This is a genomic window from Variovorax sp. 54 (genome assembly GCF_002754375.1).
In the GTDB taxonomy this organism is placed as follows: Bacteria; Pseudomonadota; Gammaproteobacteria; order Burkholderiales; family Burkholderiaceae_C; genus Variovorax.
The window spans coordinates 2845404-2860527 of the sequence record NZ_PEFF01000001.1; the positions used below are offsets into that span (position 1 = coordinate 2845404).

Annotated in this window: 15 protein-coding genes; 8 read left to right on the forward strand and 7 right to left on the reverse strand. The window is 65.3% G+C overall.

The features are described 5' to 3' along the window. Window positions 1–6: 6 nt before the first annotated feature. On the reverse strand, window positions 7–1074 hold the full coding sequence (locus CLU95_RS13160) for an XRE family transcriptional regulator (RefSeq protein WP_099793726.1): 1068 nt from the start codon (window positions 1072–1074) through the stop codon (window positions 7–9). A gap of 87 nt (window positions 1075–1161) precedes the next feature. Between CLU95_RS13160 and CLU95_RS13165 the strand changes: the two genes are divergently transcribed. Then, on the forward strand, window positions 1162–1395 hold the full coding sequence (locus CLU95_RS13165; RefSeq protein WP_099793728.1) for a DUF2188 domain-containing protein: 234 nt from the start codon (window positions 1162–1164) through the stop codon (window positions 1393–1395). 524 nt (window positions 1396–1919) lie between these two features. Here CLU95_RS13165 and CLU95_RS13170 read toward each other — a convergent pair. Genes CLU95_RS13170 through CLU95_RS13185 form a run of 4 tightly spaced genes read right to left on the reverse strand, consistent with a single transcriptional unit; the run spans window position 1920 to window position 4297 of the window. Beyond that, complete coding sequence (locus CLU95_RS13170) at window positions 1920–2177, reverse strand: hypothetical protein (protein WP_099793730.1); 258 nt, start codon at window positions 2175–2177, stop codon at window positions 1920–1922. 22 nt (window positions 2178–2199) lie between these two features. Further along, window positions 2200–2973 (reverse strand): SDR family NAD(P)-dependent oxidoreductase, encoded by a 774-nt coding sequence (locus CLU95_RS13175; RefSeq protein WP_099793732.1) that lies wholly within the window; start codon window positions 2971–2973, stop codon window positions 2200–2202. Between the two features lie 58 nt (window positions 2974–3031). After that, window positions 3032–3511: a hypothetical protein gene (locus CLU95_RS13180; RefSeq protein WP_095747132.1), complete on the reverse strand. Its 480-nt coding sequence runs from the start codon at window positions 3509–3511 to the stop codon at window positions 3032–3034. 18 nt (window positions 3512–3529) lie between these two features. After that, window positions 3530–4297, reverse strand: a complete 768-nt coding sequence (locus CLU95_RS13185) for a Crp/Fnr family transcriptional regulator (protein WP_099793734.1) — start codon at window positions 4295–4297, stop codon at window positions 3530–3532. 84 nt (window positions 4298–4381) lie between these two features. Between CLU95_RS13185 and CLU95_RS13190 the strand changes: the two genes are divergently transcribed. From CLU95_RS13190 to CLU95_RS13220, 7 genes are all read left to right on the forward strand, one after another. Then, window positions 4382–6355 (forward strand): AMP-dependent synthetase/ligase, encoded by a 1974-nt coding sequence (locus tag CLU95_RS13190; RefSeq protein WP_099793736.1) that lies wholly within the window; start codon window positions 4382–4384, stop codon window positions 6353–6355. Continuing rightward, window positions 6352–7137: an ABC transporter ATP-binding protein gene (locus CLU95_RS13195; protein WP_099793739.1), complete on the forward strand. Its 786-nt coding sequence runs from the start codon at window positions 6352–6354 to the stop codon at window positions 7135–7137. Before CLU95_RS13190 ends, CLU95_RS13195 begins: the two co-directional genes overlap by 4 nt. Window positions 7138–7152: 15 nt before the next feature. Beyond that, on the forward strand, window positions 7153–8082 hold the full coding sequence (locus CLU95_RS13200) for a branched-chain amino acid ABC transporter permease (protein WP_099793741.1): 930 nt from the start codon (window positions 7153–7155) through the stop codon (window positions 8080–8082). A 1-nt stretch (window position 8083) separates the two neighbouring features. Beyond that, entirely contained in the window at window positions 8084–9148 is a 1065-nt protein-coding gene (locus tag CLU95_RS13205) for a branched-chain amino acid ABC transporter permease (protein WP_099793743.1), read from the forward strand. A gap of 74 nt (window positions 9149–9222) precedes the next feature. Then, the gene (locus CLU95_RS13210; RefSeq protein WP_099793745.1) at window positions 9223–10554 is read left to right on the forward strand and encodes an ABC transporter substrate-binding protein; all 1332 of its coding nucleotides are present in this window, start codon (window positions 9223–9225) and stop codon (window positions 10552–10554) included. 98 nt (window positions 10555–10652) lie between these two features. Beyond that, complete coding sequence (locus CLU95_RS13215) at window positions 10653–11465, forward strand: ABC transporter ATP-binding protein (protein ID WP_099793747.1); 813 nt, start codon at window positions 10653–10655, stop codon at window positions 11463–11465. A gap of 46 nt (window positions 11466–11511) precedes the next feature. Then, on the forward strand, window positions 11512–12759 hold the full coding sequence (locus CLU95_RS13220; protein WP_099793749.1) for a phenylacetate--CoA ligase family protein: 1248 nt from the start codon (window positions 11512–11514) through the stop codon (window positions 12757–12759). On the opposite strand, the gene CLU95_RS13225 is transcribed toward CLU95_RS13220, so the two are convergent. Together CLU95_RS13225 and CLU95_RS13230 are read right to left on the reverse strand one after the other, a co-directional pair. Then, entirely contained in the window at window positions 12750–13748 is a 999-nt protein-coding gene (locus CLU95_RS13225) for a hypothetical protein (protein WP_099793750.1), read from the reverse strand. The two genes, CLU95_RS13220 and CLU95_RS13225, sit on opposite strands and share 10 nt — an antisense overlap. 20 nt (window positions 13749–13768) lie before the next feature. Beyond that, the gene (locus CLU95_RS13230; RefSeq protein WP_099793752.1) at window positions 13769–14953 is read right to left on the reverse strand and encodes a M48 family metalloprotease; all 1185 of its coding nucleotides are present in this window, start codon (window positions 14951–14953) and stop codon (window positions 13769–13771) included. Window positions 14954–15124: the final 171 nt, after the last annotated feature.

Here is a 15124-nt window from a genome sequence, read left to right on the forward strand (position 1 = left end):
GTTCGATCAAACTCCTTGTGCCATCAATCTGCGATCCAGCTCCCGAACACTGATTTTCAACAGCTCCGCAGCTTTCGACTCAGACAACGCGTTTTCAGCGACAGCGCGCAGGCACATCCGCTCCATCCTCTGAGGCACCTCAGGCGGAAATTTATTCGGCTCATTTGAGTCCGGGCCATTCCACCCAAGTGCTCGGATTTGACCCCACAGGCGACCGTATGCCCCCTTGGGAAGCACACCCAGCTGAGCGCACCGCACCACTAGCGCCGCAACAGAAACCTTAAAGAGCTTCTTCAATTCAACGAGTTCGCCTAGAGAGATTGACGTCCGGTGCGCGCCGAGAAGTCGATGCATCATGTCCTGGGCCATCAAGAAAGCCCCCGCAAAACGATCTGCGGCCTTCTCTTGGTCGGCATCATCTAGCCCGGAGAATCGCAGCACCAAATGAGCGAGCTCGTGCGCAAGGGTAAATCTCTGGCGCTCACCGTTGTGCCGTTGGTTCACAACGATCACTGGGACGTCGTACGCGTGGGGACGCGTAACAAAGGCTTTCGAACCCGACACCTTCTCAGGAAGATCAAGAGCGATCACTTTGACCCCCTTGTCTTCGAGTATTTCGGCCAAGATCGGAATCGGATCGATTCCTAGCGACCATATGCGTCGCAACGACTCTGCCGCTTGTTCTGCATCCTCAATGCAATGAATATCGAACTCGACACCACTAGGCGCTAGCCATGCCTCATCCACCCCGGGCATCAAATCTTCGAGTTCCAAGTAGCGCTCAACTTGATCCAGTACCCTCGCTTCGACTAGTCGCTCTTCCTTGGCTCCCGCTTGCGGTGCTTTCCGAAAATCAACGCCCGTCAACTCGATCGCACGCTCGCTAAGTAGGTATTCCGGCGCCACATTCAACGCACGCGCCAAAGCGAAAAGCACCGTTGAGCCCGGCATCATCTCGTCCCGTTCGTACTTTCCGATGGCTTGGGCAGACACTTGCCCCTGAATCGCTGCCTCCAAGTCACGCAGCGACATCCCTGCTGCGTCTCTTGCTCTTTTAAGTCGGTTTCCAATCATTGCGTTCTCCCGACGGTTGGTTTACATATTGACTTTCAAAATTGTCGTTTGTAAACTTCACTTCGTCAACTTCGAAAGGACACCAAGATGGCAAATCGCAACAACGTTCACGTAGTTCAACGCGGCAATCAATGGGGAGCGCTTCGCGAAGGCGGGCAGCGCGCAAGCCACGTTGCAGGCACTCAGGCCGAGGCCATTCAAGCAGCGCGGCAGATGGCGCGCGATGGCAAGGGGGAGCTCTTGATTCATGGTCAGGATGGGCGAATCCGAGCCCGCGACTCTTATGGCAACGATCCATTTCCACCGAAGGACGCCGCATGAACAAGTCGAGAAACGCAAAAAGCCCATGAACTGAGAGCAGTTCATGGGCCTTTGGGCAGGGTGATCCTGGGTCTACCAAGCCACCCACTTCTTCGTCTGGGGAGACGCCGCGAGTCTAGCGACTCGTGTGGGAGTGGGCAAGCCAAAACCCAGCGTGCTTCAAAAGGAGGTGGCTATGGCATACCGACAGCTGAGGAGCGTTTTTGTCAGCGCATACACGCGAGTTCGTCGAGGACGAATGGAGTTCGTATGCCAGCACTGGCGCTCGCATCCAGGTCAACTGGAACTGTTCGCGATGTAAGGGAGGCGGTGGGAAGTATCAATTCCCACCGCCCAGATACCGAAACGGGCGGGGCATCGGAAGCTCGTTCAAGAAGCCCGCAGAATTGCTCAGTAAAACCACGCTCTATTGCATTCGGGGCTGGCCTGCATCAGCCCATGCAGTTGAGCAAAACTAGCATGCCACTCAACCGGAGCAAGCCAACTTCTAGGCTTAGCAGGTGGAGCGCGAAGCTCCCAAAGGCTCAGTCCGGCACGAACTTCGTATTGAAGATCTCGACGTCCGCCGCATCCTCGAACGTCGCCACCTGCCCCATCTTCCCGTCGCTCATGCGGCAGGCCGAGAACAGGCTGAAGCGGCCCTTGAAGTAGAACTCGTCCATCACGATCAGCGCGTACGGGTAGGGCACGAACACCTGGTGCTCGAAGACGACGCGGTGCACGTTCCTCGGTGACGGGAAGAGCTTGTATTCGACGGTGTCGATGGACTTTGCGGTGGCCATGATGTGCTTCTGTCTTCGGTGCTCAGGCCGGGTCGCGCACGTCGGCCACGGGGTTGCTGCCGAAGTCGGCACGTGCCAGGTAGGCGAGCACCTTGCCTGCGGCGCTCGCGGGGCTGTCGAGCCGGCCTTCTTCCTTCATGCTCACGAAGCGCGTGCGGTCCGGGAACTGTTCGGCCGACGCGCCGCGCAGCTGCACCTGCATGTCGGTGTCGATGATGCCGGGCGCCAGCGACACGATGCGCGCGCCATTCGGTGCCACCGCTTCTTCGAGCGCCACGGCGCGCGAGAAATGGTCCATGCCGGCCTTGGCCGCGCAGTAGGGCGCCTGGCTGCCCAGGGCGTTGCGGCCCAGGCCCGACGAGATGTTCAGCACCTTGCGTGCGCCGCGCCATTCGCGCGTGGCCCCCAGGAAAGCGGCCGTGAGCAGCATCGGCGCTTCGAGGCCGATGCGCAGTGCTTGTGCCAGTTCGGCCGGCACGGCACGCGACAGCGGCGCGGGGTTGCCGACGGTGCCGGCGTTGTTGATGAGCGTGACGCTGTCGAAGCGCTGGCCGTCCAGCGTCTGGAGCCAGTCCGACAGGCGCGCCGCGGCGGCCACCGGGTCGGACAGGTCCTGCTCCCATTGCGTCAGTTCAGCGCCGCCGGCCTTCGCCGCTTCGGCAAGTTCAGACGACGGCTTGCGCGCAATGCCGAGCACCGTGTGGCCGGCCTGCAGCAGCTGTTCGGCCATGGCACGGCCCAGGCCGCGCGAGGCGCCGGTGATGACGGTGAGGTGGGAAGGGGCGGAGGTGGTCATGTTTTTTGGGGGGCAGGAGAAGGCCGCAAGGCTAAGGGATATCGAAAGGCCGCGTGCATCAGCCGGTACGGAACTGGGCGCGAAGGAAGTTGCGGTGGCGGGCGATGTGCTGCAGCTGCGCGGGTGCGATGCTGCCGCCGAGATCGACCTCGTCCGCGCCGTTGAGCACGGCATTGGCGTTCGCCATGGCGCGCGCCACGACTTCTTCCTCGCTCACGCCGAGCTGCGCCGCCAGGTCGATCGCGACGCGGCGCATGGCGCGCTGCGACAGCATCCACATTGCGCCGAAGCGGTCCCAGGCCAGCGCGGCCTCTTCCGACTTTTCGCGGTCGGCAAGGATGTCTTTCAGCGGGCGCGCCAGGATCTCGTTGAGCGCGTCGATCTGTTCGCCCAAGGCCTCGGCGCGGTCGATGGCTTCTTCGAGCGTCGGGCCGTCGTCTTCCTCGTTGCGGGCCTGCGTGGCCTGTTGCTGCTGCGGCGGCAGAAAGCTCGCCTGTGCGTCGGCGGGCACGATCTGCAGGTGGTCGGAGAGGGCCATGTTTTTTTTCTTTCAGGTTCAGGTCGAAGTGCTGTTGTTGTTCTTGCGGCTGGACATCGCGGTCGCGCGCAGGCCCGGCAGGTCGAGCACGCGCAGGCCACCGTACTCCACGCGGATCAGCCCCTGTGCCGACAGCGCATTGAGCGCCTCGTTCACGCGCTGGCGCGACAGGCCGACAAGATACGCCAGCTCCTGCTGCGTGATGCGCAAGACCTCGCCCACACCGGGGTAGAGCACGGGGTTGAACAGCGACACCAGGTTGCGCGCCACGCGCGCGTCGGGGTTGTTGAGGCGATCGATCTCCAGCGCCGCGATGAACTGGCCGAGCCGCTCGTTGAGCTGGTTCATCACGAAGCGGTTGAAGCCGATGGAGTGGTCGAGCAGCCAGTGGAAGCTCTCGATGGGCAGCCCCGCCACCACGCTGCGGCGCAGCGCCTGGATGTTGTAGCGGTAGGGCTCGCGCTTCATCACCGTGCCCTCGCCGAACCAGCCGCCGGGCGGCACGCCGGTGTAGGTGACCGAGCCGCCGTCGGCGTTGTCGTTGCTCATCTTCAAGAGGCCCTCGACCACGCCGAACCAGTAGGTGGGCGAGCGGCCGACGCGGCACACCAGGTCGCCGGGCTCGGCCTCGCCGACCACGAGCGTGGCCTCGGCGCGGCGGCGCTCGCTGGGCGTGAGCGTGGGCAGCCACGGAATGCCATCGAGTTCGGTCGCACTCGCGGGGCGCACGCGGTCCTTGATGGAACCGCCGAGCACGTTCTGTGGGTTGAGGTTGCCAGGAGGCATCGGGAAACTCCGGGGAGTAGTGTCCCTAGGATTGTCGTTGGAACGACAACCGGACGTCAAAGTGAGACCTACGATCCGGCCACTGTGCAAACCACCGCCCCCACCTTCCCCCGTCTGCTGCTCGCGCATGCCGAGGCCCGTCCCGAGGCCCCCGCCGTGCGCGAAAAAGACCTTGGCATCTGGCAAACCTGGACCTGGAACGCCGTGGCGCAAGAAGTGCGCGAGATGGCCTGCGGTCTGGCGAGCCTTGGCTTCAAGGCCTTCGACAACCTTGCCATCGTCGGTGCCAACCGGCCGCACCTGTACATGGCGGTGCTCGCCGCGCAAAGCCTGCGCGGCGTGCCCGTGCCGCTGTACCAGGACGCGGTCGCGGGCGAGATGGTCTTCATGCTGAACGACGCGGGCATCGAGTTCGTGATCGTCGAAGACCAGGAGCAGGTCGACAAGCTGCTCGAATGCCGCGAGCTGCAGCAAGGGCAAGAGGGTCAAGAGGGCCGGCCATCGGGCATCCGCCACATCATCTACGACGACCCCAAGGGCCTGCGCCACTACGACCAGCCGGGGCTCATGGGCTACGAGCAGCTGCGCGAGCTGGGCCGCGCCTTCGACAAGGCCAACGCCGGTTATTACGACCGCGCCGTGGCCAGCGGCGAGGCGGCCGACGTCGGCGTGATCCTCTACACCTCGGGCACCACCGGCCGCCCCAAGGGCGTGTGCCAGACGCACGCCAGCTTCATCGCGGCGGGCCGCGGCGGCGTCGAGACCGACAAGCTCGGCCCCGGCGACAACATCATGAGCTACCTGCCGATGGCGTGGGTGGGCGACCACCTGTTCTCGGTGGCGCAGTGGCTGGTGGGCGGCTTCACGCTCAACTGCCCCGAGTCGGCCGAGACGGTGATGAACGACATGCGCGAGATCGGACCGAGCTACTACTTCGGCCCGCCGCGCACCTTCGAAGGCCTGCTCACGGCCGTGTCGATCCGCATGGAAGACGCGGCCGCGCCCAAGCGCTGGCTGTACGCGAAGTTCATGGCGCTGGCACAGCGCGTGGGCGCCGACATCCTCAACGGTGCGCCGGTGAGCACGGGCGACCGCGTCATGTACAGCCTGGGCAACCTGCTGATCTACGGCCCGCTGCGCAACGTGCTGGGCATGAGCCGCATCCGCGTGGCCTACACGGCCGGCGCGGCCATCGGGCCCGACCTGTTCCGCTTCTACCGCTCCATCGGCGTGAACCTCAAGCAGTTCTACGGCCAGACCGAGACCTGCGCCTACGTGTGCCTGCAGCAGGACGGCAAGGTCAAGCTGCAGACCGTGGGCACGGCCGCACCGGGCATCGAACTCAAGATCGCCGAAGACGGTGAGGTGCTGGTGCGCGGCGTGTCGGTGCTCAAGGAGTACTACAAGCGCCCCGACGCCACGGCCGAGGTGCTCGACGCCAACGGCTACTTCCACACCGGCGACGCCGGCGTGCTCGACAGCGAAGGCCACCTGCGCATCATCGACCGCGCGAAAGACGTGGGCAAGCTCGTGCGCGGCGCGATCTTTGCGCCCAACTACATCGAGAACAAGCTCAAGTTCTTCCCGCAGATCAAGGAAGCCGTGTGCTTCGGCAACGCCCGCGACGAGGTCTGCGCCGCCATCAACATCGACTTCGAAGCGGTCGGCAACTGGGCCGAGCGCCGCGGCCTGGCCTACGGCGGCTATGTCGACCTGGCCGGCAAGCCCGAGGTGCTCGCACTCATTGCCGAGTGCATCGGCAAGGTCAACGCCGACCTCGCGGCCGAAGACGGCATGGGCGAAACACAGATCGCGCGCTTCCTCGTGCTGCACAAGGAGCTCGACCCCGACGACGACGAGCTGACCCGCACGCGCAAGGTGCGCCGCGGCTTCATCGCCGAGAAATACGCCGTGCTGGTCGACGCGCTCTATGGCGGCAAGACCGAGCAGTACATCGAGACCCAGGTCAAGTTCGAGGACGGACGCACGGGGGTTGTCAGCGCCACGCTGAAGATCACCGAAGCCAAGACCTTCCCCATCGTGAAGGCCGCTGCATGAGCAACCGAAAGATTGGCGAGGTCATCCTCGACGTCCAGAACATCAGCCTGAGCTTCGGCGGCGTGAAAGCGCTGACCGACATCAGCTTCAACGTGCGCGAGCACGAGGTGCGGGCCATCATCGGCCCCAACGGCGCGGGCAAGAGCTCGATGCTGAACTGCATCAACGGCGTGTACTGGCCGCAGCAGGGCTCCATCACCTTCCGCGGCCAGACCTTCAAGCACATGAACTCGCGCCAGGTGGCCGAGATGGGCGTGGCGCGCACCTTCCAGAACCTGGCGCTGTTCAAGGGCATGAGCGTGCTCGACAACATCATGACGGGCCGCAACCTCAAGATGAAGAGCGGCCTGCTGGCGCAAGCGCTGCGCTGGGGCCCGGCGGAACGCGAAGAGCTGCAGCACCGCGAGTTCGTCGAACACATCATCGACTTCCTGGAAATCCAGGCGCACCGCAAGACGCCGGTGGGCCGCCTGCCCTACGGCCTGCAAAAGCGCGTCGACCTTGGCCGCGCGCTCGCGATGGAGCCGCAGGTGCTTTTGCTCGACGAGCCCATGGCCGGCATGAACGTCGAAGAGAAGCAGGACATGAGCCGCTTCATCCTCGACGTGAACGACGAGTTCGGCGCGACCATCGTCCTCATCGAGCACGACATGGGCGTGGTGATGGACATCTCCGATCGCGTGGTGGTGCTGGACTACGGCAAGAAGATCGGTGACGGCACGCCGGACGAAGTGCGCAACAACGAAGACGTGATCCGCGCCTACCTTGGCGTCGAGCACTGATCACGAAAGAACACGATGGGCTTTTTCCTCGAAACCCTCTTCGGCGGCCTCATGGTCGGCATGCTGTATTCGCTCATCGCGATCGGCTTCGTGCTGATCTACAAGGCCTCGGGCGTCTTCAACTTCGCACAAGGCGCGATGGTGCTGTTCGCGGCGCTGGCCATGGCACGCTTTGCCGAATGGTTCCCGCTGTGGTTCGGCTTCCAGAGCCTGCTGCTCGCGAACATCCTGGCCTTCATTGCAGCGATGGCGGTGATGATCGTCGTGGCCTGGCTCATCGAGCGGCTCGCGCTGAGCAAGCTGGTGAACCAGGAAGGCATCACGCTGCTGATGGCCACGCTGGGCATTGCGTACTTTCTCGACGGCGTGGGCCAGACGATCTTCGGCAACGACATCTACAAGATCGATGTCGGCATGCCCAAGGAGCCGCTGATGGTGCTTGAAAGCACCTTCCCTGGTGGCCTGCTGCTGAGCCAGGAAGACCTGGCAGCCGCGGCGGTGTCGGCCGCGCTCGTGGTGGTGCTGGCCATCTTCTTCCAGAAGACCGCCACGGGCCGTGCGCTGCGTGCGGTGGCCGACGACCACCAGGCCGCGCAGTCCATCGGCATTCCGCTGTCGCGCATCTGGGTGATCGTGTGGTCGGTGGCCGGGTTCTCGGCGCTGGTGGCCGGGATCATCTGGGGCTCCAAGCTCGGCGTGCAGTTCTCGCTCTCGCTGGTGGCCCTGAAGGCACTGCCGGTGGTGATCCTCGGCGGGCTGACCTCGATCCCCGGCGCCATCATCGGCGGCCTGTTGATCGGTGTCGGCGAGAAGCTGTCTGAAATCTATCTCGGCCCCATGCTCGGTGGCGGCATCGAGATCTGGTTCGCTTATGTGCTGGCACTGGTCTTCTTGCTGGTTCGCCCGCAAGGCCTGTTCGGCGAAAAGATCATCGATCGGGTCTGACATGTTCTACAGAGAAAACGGCCAGTTCAAGTCGAGCTACCGCGCCGACCAACAGATCTTCCCGATCGCGCAGGACCGCATCGCGATCCTCGTGCTGCTGCTCGTGGCGTTCGTCGTGGTGCCGATGGGCGTCTCCGACTACTGGATGCGCGCCATCCTCACGCCCTTTCTGATCCTGTCGCTTGCGGCGCTCGGCCTGAACATCCTGGTCGGCTACTGCGGCCAGATCTCGCTGGGCACCGGCGCCTTCATGGCGGTGGGCGCGTATGCGGCCTACAACTTCCAGGTGCGCATCGACGGCATGCCGCTCATTGCCTCGCTGCTGCTGGGCGGGCTGTGCGCCACGGTGATCGGCGTGCTGTTCGGCATTCCGAGCTTGCGCATCAAGGGCCTGTACCTGGCGGTGGCCACGCTGGCCGCGCAGTTCTTCACCGACTGGGCGTTCCTGCGCATCCAATGGTTCACCAACAACTCGTCCTCGGGTTCGGTGAGCGTGGCGGGGCTGAACGTGTTCGGCGTGCCGATCGAGTCGCCGGTGCAGAAGTATTTGTTCTGCCTGATCTTCGTGGTGGTGTTCGCCCTGCTCGCCAAGAACCTGGTGCGCAGCGCCATCGGCCGCGAGTGGATGGCGATGCGCGACATGGACGTGGCCGCCGCGGTGATCGGCATCCGCCCGGTGTACGCCAAGCTCACGGCCTTTGCGGTGAGCAGCTTCATCGTCGGCGTGGCCGGCGCGCTGTGGGGCTTCATCCACCTTGGCGCGTGGGAGCCGGCGGCGTTCAGCATCGACCGCTCGTTCCAGCTGCTGTTCATGGTGATCATCGGCGGGCTCGGCTCGATCATGGGCAGCTTCTTCGGCGCCGCCTTCATCGTGCTGCTGCCGCTCTTTCTGAACCAGCTGCCGGGGTGGCTGGGCTTCTCGATCTCGACCGCACTGGCCTCGCATCTGGAGACCATGATCTTCGGCGCGCTGATCGTGTTCTTCCTGATCGTCGAGCCGCACGGCCTGGCGCGGCTGTGGTCCACGGCCAAGGAAAAGCTGCGGCTGTGGCCCTTCCCGCACTGACAACGCATTGCAAGAGTTCCCGTTCGTTCGCACGTAAAAACCCGGCACCGAGGTGCCCACAAAAGGAGACAGGCATGACATTGAAATCGCTCGCTCTGACCGCCGCCCTGGTGGCCACCACCCTGGGCACGGCGCTGGCGCCGTCGCTGGTCCAGGCACAGGCCAAGGAACAGTTCTTCCCGCTGCTGGTGTACCGCACCGGCCCCTACGCACCCAACGGCACGCCCTGGGCCAACGGCAAGCAGGACTACATCAAGTACGTCAACGCCACCGGCGGCATGAACGGCGTGAAGATCACGTACGAGGAATGCGAAACCGGCTACGCGACCGACAAGGGCGTGGAGTGCTACGAGCGCCTGAAGGGCCGCCCGGGCGTTGCGCTGTTCGACCCGCAGGCCACCGGTATCACCTTTGCGCTGACCGACAAGGTGCCGACCGACAAGATCCCGCTCATCACGCTGGGCTACGGCCTCTCGGCCTCGCAAGACGGCGGCGTGTTCAAGTGGAACTTCCCGCTCATGGGCTCCTACTGGACCGCGGCCGACATCCTGATCCAGCACATCGGGAAAAAAGAAGGCGGCATGGACAAGCTCAAGGGCAAGAAGATCGCCCTCGTGTACCACGACTCGCCGTTCGGCAAGGAACCGATTCCGCTGCTGCAGGAGCGCGCCAAGCAGAACGGCTTCGAGCTGTCGCTCATTCCCGTGACCGCGCCCGGCGTGGAACAGAAGTCGGCCTGGCTGCAGGTGCGCCAGTCGCGTCCCGACTTCGTGCTGCTGTGGGGCTGGGGCGTGATGAACTCCACCGCCCTGAAGGAAGCCGTGGCCACGGGCTACCCGCGCGAGAAGATGTACGGCGTGTGGTGGGCCGGCGCCGAACCCGACGTGAAGGACGTCGGTGCCAACGCCAAGGGCTACAACGCGCTGGCGCTGAACACCTCGGGCACGCAGCCGAAGGTGATCCAGGACATCCTGAAGCAGGTGCACGACAAGGGCCAGGGCACGGGTCCGAAGGACGAAGTGGGCTCGGTGCTCTACACGCGCGGCGTGATCATCCAGATGCTGACCATCGAAGCCGTCAAGCGCGCGCAAGAGCGCTTCGGCAAGGGCAAGGTCATGACCGGCGAGCAAGTGCGCTGGGGCATGGAGAACCTCGCACTCGACCAGAAGAAGCTCGACGCACTGGGCTTCTCGGGCGTGATGCGTCCGGTGAGCACCTCGTGCCAGGACCACATGGGCTCGACCTGGGCGCGCGTCCACACCTGGGACGGCGCGAAGTGGGGCGGCATGTCTGATTGGTACGAGGCCGACAGCCAGATCATCAAGCCGATGGTGAAGGCGGCTGCCGACAAGTACGCCGGCGAGAAGAAGCTGACACGCCGCGAAGCCGCGGATTGCCAATCCTGATGCACTGACCCAAAAAAGAAAGTGCCGTGGCGGCTCGCAAGAGCCGCCATTCGCAAGGACGGCGATGTGCCGTTCTTGCGAATGCTTCGGACCACACCATGAGCGAACCCAAGATCCTTCTCAACGTCAACGGCATCGAGGTTATTTATAACCACGTGATCCTCGTGCTCAAGGGCGTGTCGCTGACCGTGCCCGAAAGCGGCATCGTCGCGCTGCTCGGCGGCAACGGCGCCGGCAAGACGACCACCTTGCGCGCCGTGAGCAACCTGCTCGCAGGCGAACGCGGCGCCGTGACCAAGGGCACCATCGAGCTGCGCGGCGAGCGCATCGAGGCGCTGTCGCCGGCCGAGCTGGTCAAGCGCGGGCTGATCCAGGTGATGGAAGGCCGTCACTGCTTCGCCCACCTGACCATCGAAGAGAACCTGATGACCGGCGCCTACACGCGCACCGACGGCAAGGCCGCGGTGCTGGAGACGCTGGAGAAGGTCTACGCGTACTTCCCGCGCCTGAAGACGCGCCGCAGCTCGCAGGCGGCCTACACCTCGGGCGGCGAACAGCAGATGTGCGCCATCGGCCGCGCGCTGATGGCCAACCCGACGATGGTGCTGCTCGACGAGCCCTCGATGGGCCTGGCGCCGCAGATCGTCGAAGAGGTGTTCGAGATCGTCAAAGACCTGAACACCAAGGAGAAGGTGACCTTCCTCCTGGCCGAGCAGAACACCAACATGGCGCTGCGCTATGCCGACTACGGCTACATCCTGGAGAACGGCCGCATCGTGATGGACGGCGAGGCCAAGAGCCTGCGCGAGAACGAGGACGTGAAGGAGTTCTACCTCGGCGTGGGCGGCGCGGACCGCAAGAGCTTCCGCGACGTCAAGAGCTACAAGCGGCGCAAGCGCTGGCTGGCCTGAAGTACCCACCGCAGAGCGACCGAATCGATAGACGAAGGGTACGGACATGAACGACCACTACGACCAACTGGAAATCCGCGACCCGGCCGAACGCGAACGTGACCTGCTGGCCGCGCTGCCCGGGCAGATCGCCCAGGCCCAGACCGCCTCCCCCGCGTTCACGAAGATCCTCGACGGCGTGAAACCCGGCGACGTCACCTCGCGTGAAGCACTCACGAAGCTTCCCGTCACGCGCAAGTCGGAACTGCTCGAGCTGCAGAAGGCACGCCGCGCCGACGACCCCTTCGGCGGCTTTGCGTCGATCGTGCGCGGGCCGCGCATGCCGCGCATCTTCGCGAGCCCCGGCACCATCTACGAACCCGAGGGCGAGGCGCGCGACTACTGGCGCACCGCGCGGGCGCTGCATGCGGCGGGCTTTCGCGGCGGCGAGCTGATCCACAACAGCTTCAGCTACCACATGACGCCGGCCGGCTCGATCATGGAAAGCGGCGCGCACGCCATGGGCTGCACCATCTTCGCGGGCGGCACAGGCCAGACCGAGCAGCAGCTCGAAGCCATCGTCGACCTCAAGCCCGATGGCTACGCGGGCACGCCGAGCTTTTTGAAGATCCTGCTGGAGAAGGCCGAAGAAAAGGGTCAGAAGCTGCCGTGGTTCACCAAGGCGCTCGTCTCTGGCGAGGCCTTTCCGCCCAGCCTGCATGACTGGATTGCCGCACACGGCGTGCAGGGCATCCAGTGCTACGCCACTGCCGACCTGGGCCTCATCGCGTATGAAACCAGCGCGCGCCAGGGCCTGGTGATCGACGAGGGCGTGCTGGTCGAGATCGTGCGCCCCGGCACCGGCGACCCGGTGCCCGACGGCGAGGTGGGCGAGATCGTCGTCACCACCTTCAACCCCGACTACCCGCTGGTGCGCTTCGGCACCGGCGACCTCTCGGCCGTGCTCGCGGGCACCTGCCCCACGGGCCGCACCAACAAGCGCATCAAGGGCTGGCTCGGCCGCGCCGACCAGACCACCAAGGTGCGCGGCATGTTCGTGCATCCGTCGCAGGTCGCCGAGGTCGTGCGGCGCTTTCCCGAGATCGTGCGTGCGCGGCTCGTGGTGTCGGGCGAGATGGGTGACGACCAGATGACCTTCAAGCTCGAATGCGCCGGCGCGCCGGCCGGGCTCGATGCACGCGTTGCCGACGCGGTGCGCGAAGTGACCAAGCTGCGCGGCACCATCGAGCTGGTGGCGCCGGGCACCCTGCCGAACGACGGCAAGGTGATCGAGGACGCGCGCAGCTACAAGTAGGGGCGGTACAGGCGGCGCGTGATGGCGCGTGTGAGCAGCACGGTCAGTGCGAGGTAGAGCACCACAAGCACGCCCGCCAGAGCGATCAGGCTGCCCAGGCCGGACATGCCGCGCGTCGACGGAAGCATCAGCAGCAGCCACGCGACAGCGATGACGGTGCAGCCAGCGGGCACCAACACGGAGGCCAGCACCGACACGGCCAGGGCCCTGAAGGGCCGGACCCGGACCAAGCCGGGCGCAGTGCCGAGCCATCCGCCCCAGAACGCCAGTGCAAAAACCACCAGCGGCGGGGCAACCCAAAGCAGCAGGAACGCGAGTGACTCCGTGGGTGCTGCCCCGAGGGACCCGCTGCTGGCGCGCATGGCCCACCGTACCTGCAGCGACACAAACACGGCGGCGACCAGCATCGCCACCGCACGGCGTGGCGATTCGCCTGCCTGCACCTCGACTGTCGCGTCGCCGTCGCCGGACCCAGCCGTGGCCGGTGCGCGCAGCGCCACCCAGGCCGCGAACCAAACGCTCAACACCAACACGGCCAGCTTCGCCGCCTGGTACACGATCGCGGACGCGGCCACCGCGAAACTGCCGAAGACACGCTGAAGCCAGCCACCTGACAGGAGCATCGGCTCCAGTTCGTAGAGAAGCGGTCCCAGCGCGAGATGGAATAAAGCCAGCATGACGAGATAGGCCCCGGCATAGCGCACCCGCGGGCTGGGCAGTCGCGCCACGTTCGCGGCGCCACGCACCTCCAGCGCCTGACGGGCATGGCTCCAGGCCAACGCCGTCACCAGCACCCAGGTCATCGCGAAGTCGGTCATCCAAGGAATCCACACCTGCGCTTGCGCAAAGGACTCAAGCATCTGCTCGCTCTCCCACGAGCCGGCGAACTGAAACAGCGCCAAGGCCACTTCAAGGGCCAAGGTGATGAGCGCGAAATCGCGCGGCAGGCGCCACGCGTTCGCCAGGGGTGAAGCGGTGGGGGACGTCATCGAAGTCAACGGTCGGCCACTTACTTCTTGCAGCTCGCCGGCAACGCCTTGTCCTTCAACCCATCCCCCGCGCTGCAATGCCACGCAATGCCCTTGTCTGTCGATGACGGCTCCATGCGCAGCGTGCCCTTGGGCGTGGCCACCTCCACCACCATGCTGTCCGGGTCGAGCGTGAGCGTCGCGCCGTTGGGCAGGTTGCCCGGCAGGCCGACGGCGGCCAGGGTGTCGGGGATCTCGGCCTTTTCTTCGTAGTGGCGCGTGAGCGCGGCGCGCACCGGCGCGCCCTCGGCCCAGGCCTGCGCGACGACGGCGCGGGTCTGGTACTCCTGGTAGGCGGGGATGGCTGCAGCCGCCATGACGCCGATGACAGCCACCACGATCAGCACCTCCGCCGCGCCGCCACCCGCACGCCCGGCGTAGGGCACGAAGAGCGCGAGCAGGTAGGCCACCGGGTTGCGCTCGGGCAGCTTGGCGCCCGGATCGATGGCGCGTGCGACGCGCTTGGTGAGCCAGGGGTAGCCGCCGATCAGCTCGTGGAACGAGCCCCAGAAGCCGCGGTTGCCGGCCGACTGGGCGGCGTAGCGCTGCAGATTCACGTTGCGCCACTGCTGTGCGCCGGCGGCCAACGCCACCAGTGCGCGCGGTGCGGAGTCGACCTCGCGGCAGCAGGCGGCGCCGTGCAGGTCGCAGGTGTATTCCTTGGCACGCGCGTAGGCCGCGCCCAGCAGCGGCAGCCAGAGCACCGGCGCGCGCCAGATGTGGCCCGTGAGGTGGCCGCGGCGGATGTGGCCCAGCTCGTGGCCCATGTAGAAGTGAATGCCGTCGGGCTGCGACTCCATGGCGTCGACCACATCGGACAGCAGCACCACGAAGTTGCGGCCGAAGAAGCGCGTGGCAAAGGCGTTGAACATGCCGTCGCCGTGCAGCAGGTAGGCCTCGGGCGGCTGCGCGATGCCCAGGCGGGTGCAGCAGTCGACAAAGCGCGCATGCAGCTCGGGCAGTTGCTGGGGCGACAGCTTCACGCCGGTGCCCTTGATCCAGGCGATGACCGCCGACTGCGCGAACACGTAGCCGATGAAGCCCAGCAGCACATAGACGAGCGCAATGCCCAGCGTGCCGACGACGATCAGCGCCCAGGCCAGCAGGCCCAGAACGAGCGTGAGTTTGCCGAGCCAGCGCTCGCGCGGATAGACCCAGGGATCCATTGGTTTCTTCTCCTCGATGCCGCCCGTCGGGCTGGCCTGTTTGTGGTTGTGGTCACCCCGGCGCGGGTGCGCGGGACGGGCGTGATCATGCCCCAGCATGGGGCGAAAACGGTGACATTCCTAAGGGCTATTCGGTATGGGTCAGCCCCCGGTCAGCCGATAAGATCGCGG

What these genes read in the sequence shown, in the direction of transcription:
- CLU95_RS13205 (WP_099793743.1), top strand. Translation starts at nt 8,084, where the DNA reads ATGTTCTACAGAGAAAACGGCCAGTTCAAGTCGAGCTACCGCGCCGAC.
- CLU95_RS13160 (WP_099793726.1), bottom strand. Translation starts at nt 1,074, where the DNA reads ATGATTGGAAACCGACTTAAAAGAGCAAGAGACGCAGCAGGGATGTCG.
- CLU95_RS13165 (WP_099793728.1), top strand. Translation starts at nt 1,162, where the DNA reads ATGGCAAATCGCAACAACGTTCACGTAGTTCAACGCGGCAATCAATGG.
- CLU95_RS13230 (WP_099793752.1), bottom strand. Translation starts at nt 14,953, where the DNA reads ATGGATCCCTGGGTCTATCCGCGCGAGCGCTGGCTCGGCAAACTCACG.
- CLU95_RS13220 (WP_099793749.1), top strand. Translation starts at nt 11,512, where the DNA reads ATGAACGACCACTACGACCAACTGGAAATCCGCGACCCGGCCGAACGC.
- CLU95_RS13170 (WP_099793730.1), bottom strand. Translation starts at nt 2,177, where the DNA reads ATGGCCACCGCAAAGTCCATCGACACCGTCGAATACAAGCTCTTCCCG.
- CLU95_RS13200 (WP_099793741.1), top strand. Translation starts at nt 7,153, where the DNA reads ATGGGCTTTTTCCTCGAAACCCTCTTCGGCGGCCTCATGGTCGGCATG.
- CLU95_RS13210 (WP_099793745.1), top strand. Translation starts at nt 9,223, where the DNA reads ATGACATTGAAATCGCTCGCTCTGACCGCCGCCCTGGTGGCCACCACC.
- CLU95_RS13195 (WP_099793739.1), top strand. Translation starts at nt 6,352, where the DNA reads ATGAGCAACCGAAAGATTGGCGAGGTCATCCTCGACGTCCAGAACATC.
- CLU95_RS13225 (WP_099793750.1), bottom strand. Translation starts at nt 13,748, where the DNA reads ATGACGTCCCCCACCGCTTCACCCCTGGCGAACGCGTGGCGCCTGCCG.
- CLU95_RS13175 (WP_099793732.1), bottom strand. Translation starts at nt 2,973, where the DNA reads ATGACCACCTCCGCCCCTTCCCACCTCACCGTCATCACCGGCGCCTCG.
- CLU95_RS13180 (WP_095747132.1), bottom strand. Translation starts at nt 3,511, where the DNA reads ATGGCCCTCTCCGACCACCTGCAGATCGTGCCCGCCGACGCACAGGCG.
- CLU95_RS13185 (WP_099793734.1), bottom strand. Translation starts at nt 4,297, where the DNA reads ATGCCTCCTGGCAACCTCAACCCACAGAACGTGCTCGGCGGTTCCATC.
- CLU95_RS13215 (WP_099793747.1), top strand. Translation starts at nt 10,653, where the DNA reads ATGAGCGAACCCAAGATCCTTCTCAACGTCAACGGCATCGAGGTTATT.